General features: G+C 70.0%; 10 protein-coding genes and 2 pseudogenes. 8 read left to right on the plus strand and 4 right to left on the minus strand.

The genetic code is table 11. The features are described 5' to 3' along the window. Nucleotides 1-339 precede the first annotated feature (339 nt). Complete coding sequence (locus tag ACFU7Y_RS30210; RefSeq protein WP_380631244.1) at nt 340-921, plus strand: hypothetical protein; 582 nt, start codon at nt 340-342, stop codon at nt 919-921. Nucleotides 922-1,878: 957 nt separating this feature from the next. Beyond that, nucleotides 1,879-2,106, plus strand: a complete 228-nt coding sequence (locus ACFU7Y_RS30215) for a hypothetical protein (protein WP_380770306.1) — start codon at nt 1,879-1,881, stop codon at nt 2,104-2,106. A gap of 136 nt (nt 2,107-2,242) precedes the next feature. Here ACFU7Y_RS30215 and ACFU7Y_RS30220 read toward each other — a convergent pair whose 3' ends face one another. Next, complete coding sequence (locus ACFU7Y_RS30220; protein WP_380770313.1) at nt 2,243-3,799, minus strand: recombinase family protein; 1,557 nt, start codon at nt 3,797-3,799, stop codon at nt 2,243-2,245. A 116-nt stretch (nt 3,800-3,915) separates the two neighbouring features. Here ACFU7Y_RS30220 and ACFU7Y_RS30225 point away from each other — a divergent pair, with 116 nt between their 5' ends. The 3 genes and pseudogenes from ACFU7Y_RS30225 to ACFU7Y_RS30235 form a co-directional block, all read left to right on the plus strand. After that, the gene (locus ACFU7Y_RS30225) at nt 3,916-4,038 is read left to right on the plus strand and encodes a hypothetical protein (protein ID WP_380770307.1); all 123 of its coding nucleotides are present in this window, start codon (nt 3,916-3,918) and stop codon (nt 4,036-4,038) included. 792 nt (nt 4,039-4,830) lie between these two features. After that, complete coding sequence (locus ACFU7Y_RS30230; protein ID WP_380770308.1) at nt 4,831-5,196, plus strand: hypothetical protein; 366 nt, start codon at nt 4,831-4,833, stop codon at nt 5,194-5,196. 265 nt (nt 5,197-5,461) lie between these two features. Then, a pseudogene (locus tag ACFU7Y_RS30235) lies at nt 5,462-5,635 on the plus strand (sodium-independent anion transporter); the annotation flags it as partial. 278 nt (nt 5,636-5,913) lie between these two features. On the opposite strand, the gene ACFU7Y_RS30240 reads toward ACFU7Y_RS30235, so the two are convergent. The 3 genes from ACFU7Y_RS30240 to ACFU7Y_RS30250 form a co-directional block, all read right to left on the minus strand. Further along, entirely contained in the window at nt 5,914-7,224 is a 1,311-nt protein-coding gene (locus tag ACFU7Y_RS30240; RefSeq protein WP_380770309.1) for a PP2C family protein-serine/threonine phosphatase, read from the minus strand. 172 nt (nt 7,225-7,396) lie between these two features. Then, the gene (locus ACFU7Y_RS30245) at nt 7,397-8,071 is read right to left on the minus strand and encodes a CBS domain-containing protein (RefSeq protein ID WP_224280080.1); all 675 of its coding nucleotides are present in this window, start codon (nt 8,069-8,071) and stop codon (nt 7,397-7,399) included. A 54-nt stretch (nt 8,072-8,125) separates the two neighbouring features. After that, nucleotides 8,126-8,572 carry a universal stress protein gene (locus tag ACFU7Y_RS30250; protein WP_380770310.1) on the minus strand — a complete coding sequence of 149 codons (447 nt, stop codon included), beginning with the start codon at nt 8,570-8,572 and terminating at the stop codon, nt 8,126-8,128. A gap of 401 nt (nt 8,573-8,973) precedes the next feature. Between ACFU7Y_RS30250 and ACFU7Y_RS30255 the strand changes: the two are divergent. The 3 genes and pseudogenes from ACFU7Y_RS30255 to ACFU7Y_RS30265 all read left to right on the plus strand — a co-directional run. Then, nucleotides 8,974-9,234 (plus strand): annotated as a pseudogene (locus ACFU7Y_RS30255) (oleate hydratase); the annotation flags it as partial. 230 nt (nt 9,235-9,464) lie between these two features. Then, nucleotides 9,465-10,439, plus strand: coding sequence for an ABC transporter ATP-binding protein (locus tag ACFU7Y_RS30260; protein ID WP_380770311.1), 975 nt, complete (start codon nt 9,465-9,467; stop codon nt 10,437-10,439). After that, on the plus strand, nt 10,409-10,862 hold a 454-nt coding region (locus ACFU7Y_RS30265), incomplete at its 3' end, for an ABC transporter permease subunit (RefSeq protein ID WP_380770312.1). The genes ACFU7Y_RS30260 and ACFU7Y_RS30265, both read left to right, overlap by 31 nt.

Raw genomic sequence — 10,862 nt, forward strand, 5'->3', positions numbered from 1 at the left:
CACGTCGTGTGCGCGGCCCCGGCATCAGGTGTGCTCGGATCGGAGGCTGGCTCGGCCTGGAGGCTTTTGGAAGCATCACCAGGCGCAGCTCGTTGGGCTTTGCCCGCGGCCCCAGTGATGTCGCGCCGAACGCCGTCTCTCCGACGCCCGACCGGCAGACCCGTTACTTGGAGCCGGCGCAGCTGGCGGGTCCACTGCGGGGTTCCACCATCCACCCGGCGGGTGGTCCCGGCGGCCTTGTGCTGACCACGCAGCGGACAGCCCCTGGATAGAGTCGTACTGGAATACTGGCCCACAGGTCGAGTAGTGCGCAGATGCAGGGGCAAAGATCGGGGGCGCGTGGAGAAGCCGTACAGCTACTGGCGGGTGGTGGGCGGCGCGATGGTGGAGGTGGACCACTCCACGGCTTCGGCCGCGTGGACCCGGGAGGTGTACCCGGCACTGGTCGAGGTCGCCCGGTCCTACCACGCGGTCATCACCTACGGTGCCCTCAGCGAGGTCTTGCAGGAGCGCACCGGTGTGTACACGAGGGTTCCCCCGTTCTTCTGGATCGGCCAGGTACTCGGAAGTGTGGTGCGGGAGGCGCACCGGCGTGGAGACCCACCGCTGACGGCTCTGGTGGTCCGTGTCGACGACGGCATGGTCGGCGACGGCTACGACGAGGTCCTCCAGGTGTCGGGTCTGCCGCCTGCCCCCGACGATCTTGCCCGAGAGAACCACGCGGCTGACGCCCGCCTCGCTTGTTACCGGAGGTTCTGCTCGAATCTGCCAGCTGACGGCGGCACCGCCGCACTCGCGCCGCGCCTCCAGTCCGTGATCGCCCGTCGGCGCGCCGCCAGCGTAGCCGAGCGGCGTTCTCCCGTGTGCCCCCGTTGCTTCGTCGAACTGCCGGTCACGGGGGTCTGTGACAACTGCGGTTGATCCTCCCCCGACAAGGAGTTCCGGCCGGGGCCGGTCACTCCACCGGCGGGGCCCGGGCCCGCCCCGCGACCGCAGACTGAATCTCGCCGGGAAGCCTTGCGGCATCGAGCCGTCAGTGGTCCTTCGGCGGCCGGATTCTGTCTGAGGCCCACCGCTGCAGGCGCACCCAGTCGCCTGGTCGCGGGTCGTAGCCAGCTCCTTCTATGCCGCACAGCACGCGCAGGTGCCGAAACCCGTACTCGCGGTTCTCTCCTCGGAGTCGTCGAGCGCTTCCTGTCACAACCGCCAGAACGGCTCCCGATCCATCTGGCTCCGGATTGCCCCAGACCAGTCCCGCCAGGTCGCATCGGACATCCAGCCCTGCTCCCGCAAGTCCGCCTCGTCCTCGCTCAAGCGGAAGTAAAGACGAATCGCTCGCTGCTCCCCCTCCCCCAGTCGCAGCCCCCGATCGCGCCCACACAGGGTGTCAAGGGAGAGGCGATCCAGGAGCTCCCAATACCGGCGGACGTAGAAGTCCTCGAACTCCCGCCGACGCTGCTCTCGGATCCGGTGCACCGAGGTACCAGCGCCCCACAACACGACCAACATGGTCACCGCAGTCGCTACAGCGCTCAGAGTGGATGGGTTCCAGCCCCAGTTCATACCGCGACGCTGCCACCGCTTCCCTTTAGCTGCCACTCAGCCGCATGCCGTTCGGGTCAGCGTGGCTCGGGTCAGTCGCGGCCCGAAGTCTAGGCCGGGCTGCAGTGGTCACCTCCGTCATCCCTCTCAGGCCGAGGTGCCTGTGGCCAGTGACTGTCTGGAGGATGACTGTCGATACACCACTGGCGCGGACGTGACCCCTCGCTCAGCGAACTCGCCGGGGCCGTGGGGCACGTTCTCCGTGATGTCGCCCGTCACCAATCCACCATCACCTGGTCGGGACTCAGCCGCCGGTTGAATCGCGATCTTCCATGGTTGCGGGGATCCGAGCAGCGTGAGCTGCTCACCCGCGTCGACGGTGACACGCCAGCTGGCGAGCCGTTGCTGTCGGCCCTTGTCGTCGCGGGCGACCACGCCCCGACGCGGGTCTACCGCGAGGTCGCGGCTGCGCTCGGCATGGAGCTGCCACACCCGCAGAACGGACTCCAACAGCACTGGCAGATGGACGTCCTGCGGCTGCACTCGCTGTGGCGTCACCGCTGAGCCGACGGCAACACGTGCACCTCACCAAGGCCCACTTGCACGTGCCTCATTTCTGCCGCTGTCCCCACGCTCCGCTACCCAACCTCATGTCTGATCATGACACGCGCACTATTGAGAAGGATCCAGACCACCCGAACTATGCCGGGCTTCCGGCGCACTCCAGTTTCGCTACTCGTGCTTCGAGTTCGGCGGGCAGGTACCAACCTTCGATGGCGGGTGTCATGTAGAGGCGCGCCTCGAGGCCGAGGAGGAGCTGGCGGCGCCTTTCCTGGTCGGCCTGGGTCCAGGCGCCGGCGAAGGTCTCGCCGGTCACGACTTCCACCCAGGCGGAGGGGCGTTGCGGGAGGGCTGCGAGGCGGCGGCGTTCGTCGACGAGGACTTCGAGGGCCTCGGCGTACTCGTCGTCGCCGCCGGGGTAGTCGAACAGGTTGCGGCGCTTCTCCTCCCGGAGGTCCTTCATCGCCACGGTGACGTGATTGAGCTGCTCGGTGTGGTCCTCACCTGGAATGAACCTGCGGACCGTCATTGCCAGGCCAGCCAACCGGTCCACCAGCGCGGCGATCGCCGCGGTGACGCGCTCGCCCTTGACGGACTGGCCTTTGCAGGCGGGTTTGCCGGCCGTCTTCGCGCACCGGTAGTACTCATAGATCTTGCCGTTCTTGGCGAGGTTGACCTGGCGGTAGAACCGGTCACCGCAGCGGTCACAGTGCGCAACGCCGAGCCACGGCGAGACGCCGTTCGAGCGCTCCTTCGTGATGGACCGCTCGTCCATCGCCGCCTGGATCGCAGCCCACTCCTCCTCCGTGAACAGCGGCTTGGCCATCCGGATCGGCAGGCCCTTCGCGTCACGAGCGATCTTGCGCGCCTTCACGGAGCGGCCGGTCAGCTTCAGGCCCATCGTCGCCGGTGAGCGCAGGATCTTCCCCACGCTGGTCGGGTTCCAGTGGTTCGACGGCGGCGCCTTCCGCTTGCTCGTGTAGGTATCGCCCTGGTGCTTGTACGCGTGCATCGACGGCGTGTCGAAGCCTGCTGCTTCCAGAGCCGTAGCGATCATCCACTGGCTCTGCCCTTCCAGGAGCAGCTTGCCCATGTAGCGGACGGCCTCGGAGGTGACCGGGTCCGGTTCGAGGGTGCGTCCGCCGCCGGGACGGTCCACGATGCGGTACCCGTACGGTGGCTGCCCGCCGGCCCAGCGGTCCGTCTTGCGCAGGTGCTTGTGCGCCGCCGTGACGCGCGCCTTGATCCGCTTGAGCTCCATCTCCGCGAAGATCGACGCCAGCATCAGGAACACCTTCGCCAACTCGTTCCCGAACGACGACTCCCTCCCCTCCCGGTAGTCCAGAGTGATCCCGTCGTCGGTGAACACCAGAACCTTGTGGTTCTCCTCCGCCCAGTGCGCCACGTCCGCGCAGTCCTTCGCCGACCGGAACGCCCGGTCGACCTTCGCCCACACCAACGCGTCCCACTCACCCTGCCGCTCGGTCAGCCACGGGCCCAGGTCCGGACGCTTCCACGGAGTGATCTCCGCGGAGACATCCAGGTCCTCGAAGGACCCGACGATCTCCCACTCCTTCGCCAGCGCGTGCCGCGTCGCCGACTCCGCCTGCACCAGGTGCGAGACCTTGCCCTCGTCCCCATGCGTGTCCGAGACACGCGAACCCACCACTGCCCGAACCGGCGCCGAAGCCGTCATGATGCTCACAGGAGGTCCCCTACCACCCAGGCCAGCGGGCACCCTCGAACAGACTGTTCTCGAACAGGTGGACTCTTTTAGAAAAGGCGTCCATCCGCTGGAGGATTGACTATCTGATGGCCAGTCAGAAGCTTGCGGACACCGCCGTCAAGGCCTACGTCGAACGCGCGGCCTCCCACGCGGAGCGCTGGAGCGACCACGCGCCGGTCACCGCCGAGTTCGACTTCGACCTTAACTAACCGTCCAGTTCTTACAGTTGACGAGCCAGCAGTTGTTTGGGGCCCTGGGTTCGCCCCATGACGCCAGCCCAGGGGGGCTCACGCCGACCCACGTGAACCGCAAGCGTCCAACCAGCTCGGCGGGGCAATGAAGAATCGACCTGTTTTCTAGAATCCCAGCATCACCGCCAAGCCGACAGGTCCCTCGCCAATCGGACGAGCGACCAGCTCGCGACGGTCCCCGCGCGTGCAGGGCCGACTTGGCATTCGCGGCGGACCGGTTGACGGTCCGGGAGCAATCCCCGCGCGTACGGGGCCGACCGGGCCCTTCCGGTTCTCCCGTCCAAGTCGAGGACATGACGGTGTGCTGGCAAGGGGTGCCAGCCACACCATAGGAACGCTCCGTGGGCGGTCGCTTCCGTCACTTGACGTAGTTCGGCCGGCCCCGGCGCCTCGGTCCGGTCGTGCGCGTCACGCAGGGCGGCGCCGGGAGTCACCCCGAGCTTCGGGAAGCGCTGACGGAGATGGGTGGAGACCATGCACGGCGAGAGGAGCAGCCGTTCTCCGACCTCCCTGCTCGTGGGACCGGCCGCAGATCGAGTATTCCAGGCCGCCTATTGCTCACCGCGCGGTAATACCGCCTCTGGAGGCATCACCAGCCTCCGGTAGCTGACCCTGAGTTCCGATGGCAGCCCCAGCATCACGGTCTCGATTGCCAGGCGGAAGCACATCGGTGTCCGGGGCTTCGAACGGCTGGAGGTCCAAGTCCTCGGCGTGGGCCAGCAGCCCCAGCCACACCGCCTGGGGAAGGGTATGGGATCGGCCGTGGCCGCCGTCCAGGGTCCTCAGGTCCCCACGGCGACCTCCTTCCTCCACGTCGCCGACGCGGCCAGGGCCGCACTCGCCGCGCTGCACTGGCCCAGCGGCGCGGTCAACGTGGTGGACGACGAACCCGCCGCGGCCCGCGACTGGATGCCGGTGCTCGCCCGCGCACTCGGCGCACCGACGCCCGCACCGGGCCACGGCCGGCCGGGGTGGGCGCGCGGCGCGGACAACACGCTCGCCAGGACGGCCCACGGCTGGCAGCCCCAGGAAGGCTCCTGGCGCGCCTGCTTCGAACGCATGGCGGCAGACCCACCGACCGCCCCGGGCAGCGCCGGCGTCTGCCTGTCGGGGTGAGCGTCACCCCCGGCGAAGATCCGATTCTCGCAGGAGAGAAGCGTGCGCGAGCCAATGATGCCCAGCGCCGCCGTCTGCATGTCCTGACGATCCGCCCCCGGACGTGAGCCTGGCCGCGCCCGCTCGCAGGCCTGCCCGGTGTTCCGTCGCGACTTCCGGCTCCATGCTCGGAAAGTCGCCTACGGGGTGCCGTCCCGGTTCTTCCGCGTCTTCCCTCGTACCCCGGCCTGCTGCGGAGTGCGCCCGAGTACGACAGATAGGTCCCTTGTCCTCTCCTGCCGTTTCGGAGACCGCGCGCGTGCGCGGCTTCAAGCTCGACTGGCTGTCCGACCCGAAGGCCTGGCGCACCGAGGTCCTCGCGGGCTTGGTCATCGCGCTCGCACTGATCCCCGAGGCGATCTCGTCCTCGATCATCGCCGGGGTCGACCCCGGCATCGGCGGCACCGGCCAGGGGTGCGGTCGGCGACGCCGTCCGGGACGGAGCGGCGGGGTGGAAGCCGTCGTCGGTACCGGGCGACACCGACTGGATGGGCTGGGAGAGCGCGGATGATGAGGCCGGCGCGGAGGTCGGGAGTGGCGCGGCCGCAGGCGACGTACCGGCGCCGCATGCCGTGGCCATGAGGAGCGCGCCCGTGGCGCCTCAGCCGCCAGGCCGACGTCTCCACCGCCCGGGCTTCGGCCTGACTCACCGACCCGTGGTCGAGCCGCTCCACGGGGTCACGTCTCTCGGGGGACCCGCAGAGCCAGCACGGCGAGGTCGTCGTGGGGGTCTCCCGGGCGGACGTCGATCAAGGCCTTCCCGAGGCTCTCCAACGGACTTCCCGCCCAGGTCGAAGCAGTTTCGGCGACGACTCGCAGCCCCGCGTCGATGCTCACGGCGGGGTGCTCGACCAGTCCGTCGGTGTACAGCACCAGCGTCGCGCCCTCGGGCACCGGATGTGTGTGGTCGACGCGCGGCAGGCTCGGGTCGACTCCGATCGGCAGGTCGGGCTCGGAGTCGAGGAAGTGTGCGGTGCCGTCCGAGGTGACGAGCAGCGGCGGCAGATGACCCGCGTTGCTCCAGCGCAGGTTCCACGCCCCGTCCACTGGTTCGAGGCGGGCGAGGCAGACGGTCGCCATCGGGACCTCGGGCAGGGCGTGCACGGCGTGGTCGAGCCGGGCGAGCGCCTCGCTGGGTGCCGTGGCCCCGTCGTGGGCGAGGGCCCGCAGCATGTTCCGGGTCTGCGCCATGACGGCGGCGGCGTCGAGGTCGTGGCCGGCCACGTCGCCGATGACTGCCACCCGCGTACCGTCCGGCAGGGCCATCGCGTCGTACCAGTCACCGCCCAGCAGAGCGGGCTCGGTGGCCGGCTGGTAGCTCGCCCAGGTGACCAGTGGGGCCAGCACCGGCAGTGTGGGCAGCAGCAGCCGCTGGAAGTGCTCGGAGTCGGCTCGGACCCGGTTGTAGAGGCGGGCGTTCTCGATCGCCACGCCGGCGGCTCCGGCGAGCGCGATCACCACGGTCTCGTCGTCGAGGTCGAACGGCTGGTCGCCGCGCTTGTCGGCGAGGTAGAGGTTGCCGTAGACGCGGCCACGCACCGTGATCGCGACACCGAGCAGGGTGCGCATCGGCGGGTGCCCGTGTGGGAAGCCGACGGCGGCCGGGTGGACTGCGATGTCGTCGACGCGCAGGGGCTGCGGATCGTGGATCAGGCGGCCCAGAAGCCCCCGGCCGGCGGGGAGCGGGGTGTCGGCCAGCGAACGTTCATCCTCGTCCAGGCCGACCGGGATGAAGTCGGCCAGCCGGGTGCCGTCCTCGTCGAGGATGCCGAGCGCCCCGTAGCGGGCCCCGACCAGATCCATCGCCGTGGTCACGATGCGCCGCAGAACGACCGGGAGCTCCAGGTCGCGGCTGATCGCCAGCACGGCCTGCAGCAGACTGCTCATCCGCACCCGGGCGCGGGCCAGCTCCCGGAGCTGGGCCTGGAGTACATCGATGTCCGCCTGCTCGCCGGCACCGGCCGCGTCCGCTGCACTGGACTGCCGCATTGGTTCGAGATCCTTCCGGCACACGCGCGGCCCGGACACCGAATCGCACCGTGACGGGCTTCACACTCCCCTGATCCAACGATACCGGCTGGCGTCGACGGGAGCGGCGGACCGCCACCGATCGGAGCCGGGTTCCCGTAGAGGCTCCCGGCTCCGACCCCGGTGCGCCCGGTCAGCAGACAGGGTGCAGGACCGTGGTGGCGTCCGTGCGGTAGTCGAGGCGGCTGGTCACGTCCACGACGCCGTCCACGCTCCGGCACAGCCGCTCCACCACCGACACGAGGGCGCGGTGCTCGACCGTACCGGTCAGGGTGACCCGGCCTTCGTGCACCTGGACGTCGACGGTGCCCGCCGGGAGCCCCAGCGTGCGGTCCAGGACGTCCCCGAGGAGCTCCTCGCGGATCGCCCGGTCCTGCCGCAGGAACACGCGCAGCAGGTCGCTGCGGCTGACGATACCGACCAGACGCCCGGCCTCGTCCACGACGGGAAGACGCTTGAGTCTGTCGCGCTGCATCAGCCGCGCGGCTTCGACCACGGTCCATTCGGGCCGGGCACAGACGGCCGGGCTGGTCATCAGGCCCTCGGCGGTGGCGGCTCGGCTGCGGGCGCGGTCACGCGGCGGCAGGTCCGGGGCGAGCAGCAGGCCGGCGGGGTCCTCCTGGGCGGCTTCGTTGAGCAGCAGGTCGGCTTCGGAGACCAGTCCGATCGGGCGGTCCTCCTGGTCCAGGACGGGTACGGAGGTGATGTCGTGCTCGGCGAGCAGCCGGGCGATCTCCTTGAAGCCGGTATCGGGCCGTACGTGCACGACGGCGTGAGTCATCAGCTCTCCCACGATCCGGTGTCGCATGGTCGGCGTTCTCCTTATCAGTGGCGCTGGCAGGGCGGTGCGGGGGCGGGGCACTCAGTCGTTGGGGTGGCGGACCACGACCACGGGGCAGGGCGCGTGCTGGACGCAGTGCTGGCTGACGGACCCCAACAGGGCGCCGGTGAAGCCGCCGTGGCCCCGGCTGCCGACGACCAGGAGGTCGGCGCCCCGAGCCGCGTCAAGCAGGCACGACACGGCGCCGCCCTCCACCACCTGGGCGCGGATCCCGTCCCTGTGCTCGGCGTCGGTCACCTCGGCGACGGCCTCGTCGAGCACCTTGCGCGCGCTGTCGGCGAGGTTCTCGTAGGCGACGACGGGGACGGTCCAGCCGGTGGCCACCGGGTACTGCCAGGCGGTCACGGCCTCGACGACGACGTCCCGCGCCCGGGCCTGGTCCACGGCCCAGCGCAGCGCGTCGATGGAGGACGGCGAGCCGTCCACGCCGACCACGATCCGCCGCTGCGTGTCGGTCTGCTCGGTCACGGTGCTCTCCTTCTCGTTTGCGGTTGTCTCCACCATCGGGCGACCGGCCCGGTGCGGCGAAGGGCCGGAGGGGACCATGCGGCCGGGACCTTCCGCCCGCCTGCGGACACGGCTGCGGCGGCGGGCTGGCGGATGCCCCGCCGGAGGGGCCAGTGAGCCCCGACACCTCGCGGCCGGGGCGGAATCGCCTCCGAGCAGGGCCGGGACCGAAGGCCGCACGACCGGGACCGTTGTGCCGCCCTCTTGTGACCAACGGCCCACAGACCGCGCTCGGTGACGAGGAGCAGGCTGGCGTCCGCGCCCCGTTCGAGGGGCCCGGTCCCGGTCGGCGGTTCGCCGCGGGGGCCGCCCGGTCGGACGGACACACAGGGCTTCGGCGCAGCAGAGTTGAGGAGTTTTCGATGGCACAGGCGTATCTGGTCGGAGGCGGCATCGCCGCCCTTTCCGCGGCGGCGTTCCTCATCCGGGACGGGGGATTCGACGGGGGTGACATCCACATCTTCGAGGCGCAGGACGAGATCGGCGGGAGCCTCGACGCGGGCGGCACCCCCGAGGCCGGGTACACGATGCGCGGCGGGCGGATGTTCGAGGCGCAGTTCCGCTGCACCTACGACCTGCTGTCCGGCATCCCGTCGCTGGACGACCCGGCGAAGTCGGCCACCCCGACAGCCCGATCACCGGGACCGTGAACGGCAGGCAGCTCCGGGCAGCCTCGAGGCGCTCAGCTCGTCGAAGGCACCGAGCCGATCGACGGTGAGGACCGGCCCGAAGCGCAATGGGTAAGCGTCACACGGGACTTCTTCGCGTTCATCACCGAGCGCGTGCCGGATCTCATCGAAGAGTTCAAAACGGACAACGGTCTGTGACGGACACGGGCAGAAAGGCAGGGGCGATGACCGACGCCGCCGTCGAGACGACAGGGCTGGTCAAGCGGTACGGGAACGCCCGGACCGGCAGGACCGCCCTGGTAGGCCTCGACCTCACCGTGCAGCGCGGAGAGGTGTTCGGTTTCCTCGGCCCCAACGGTGCCGGGAAGACCACGCTGATCCGCCTGCTGCTCGACCTCATCCGGCCCACGTCCGGGACGCTACGGGTCCTGGGCTCCGATCCGCGCGACAACGCGAGGACGCGGGGCCGGATCGGCTATCTCGCCGGGGACTTCCGCATCGACGGCCGACAGACCGGCCGCGAGGCGCTGACCTACCTGGGCGACCTGCGCGGCGGCGTCCCGGCCGCGCGCATCAGCGAACTCGCCGAGCGCCTCGACCTGGACCTGACCCGCCGGATCAGCACCCTGTCGAAGGGAAACCGGCAGAAGGTCGGCGTCGTGCAGGCGTTCATGCACACCCCGGAGCTGCTGGTGCTCGACGAGCCGACCAGCGGTCTCGACCCGTTCCTGCAGCAACGGTTCGTCGAGCTGGTGCGGGAGGCCGGCGCCAACGGGCAGACCGTCTTCATGTCCTCGCACGTGATGAGCGAGGTGCAGCAGACCTGCCGACGGGTCGGCATCATCCGCGAGGGCGAGCTGGTCACCGTCGCGGACGTGGAGAAGCTGCGCCAGTCGGCGCACCGCACGATCGAGATCGCCTTCCGCGGCAGGGTGGGTGCCGAGACGTTCGCGGCGCTGCCGCAGTTGCAGAACGTCTCCGTCACGGACGCGCCGGACGGCGGGAGCGTGCTGCACGCGGTCCTGACCGGGAGTCCGGATGCCCTGCTGAAGACCGCGGCCCGGTTCGAGGCGACCGGTCTGCTGGCGCAGGAGCCGGAGCTGGAGGAGATCTTCTTCACCTTCTACGAGCACGGCTCCAACGGGAACGGATCGAAGGGCGTCGCATCGTGGACATCGCAGTCCTGCGCAAACACCTGACGGACAACCGCCGCGGATTCCTGGGCTGGGCCCTGTCGATCACCGCGGTCGCGGCCATGTACTCCTCGATGTGGCCGGTCATGGGCGGCAACTCGGGCCTGGCCACCGCTGTCAACTCGTTCCCGAAGTCCATGCGCGACGCCTTCCACATGGAGGACTACGGCACCGTGGCCGGCTACTTCGGCTCGACGGTCTTCGGGCTGCTCGTGCCGATCCTGCTGGCCGTCTTCGCCACCGCGGCCGGAACCAGTGCGATCGCCGGCGACGAGGAGGCCGGAACGCTGGACCTGGTCATGGCGTACCCGGTTCGCCGGGTCACGCTGGCCCTGTCACGCTGGCTCGCGGTCCTGGCCGCGATCGCGCTGACCGGCCTGGTACTGCTGCTTGTGGAACTCGCCATCCGGGTGCCCGCGCGGTTCGCCG

The sequence above is a fragment of the Kitasatospora sp. NPDC057542 genome (assembly GCF_042801945.1).
In the GTDB taxonomy this organism is placed as follows: domain Bacteria; phylum Actinomycetota; class Actinomycetes; order Streptomycetales; family Streptomycetaceae; genus Kitasatospora.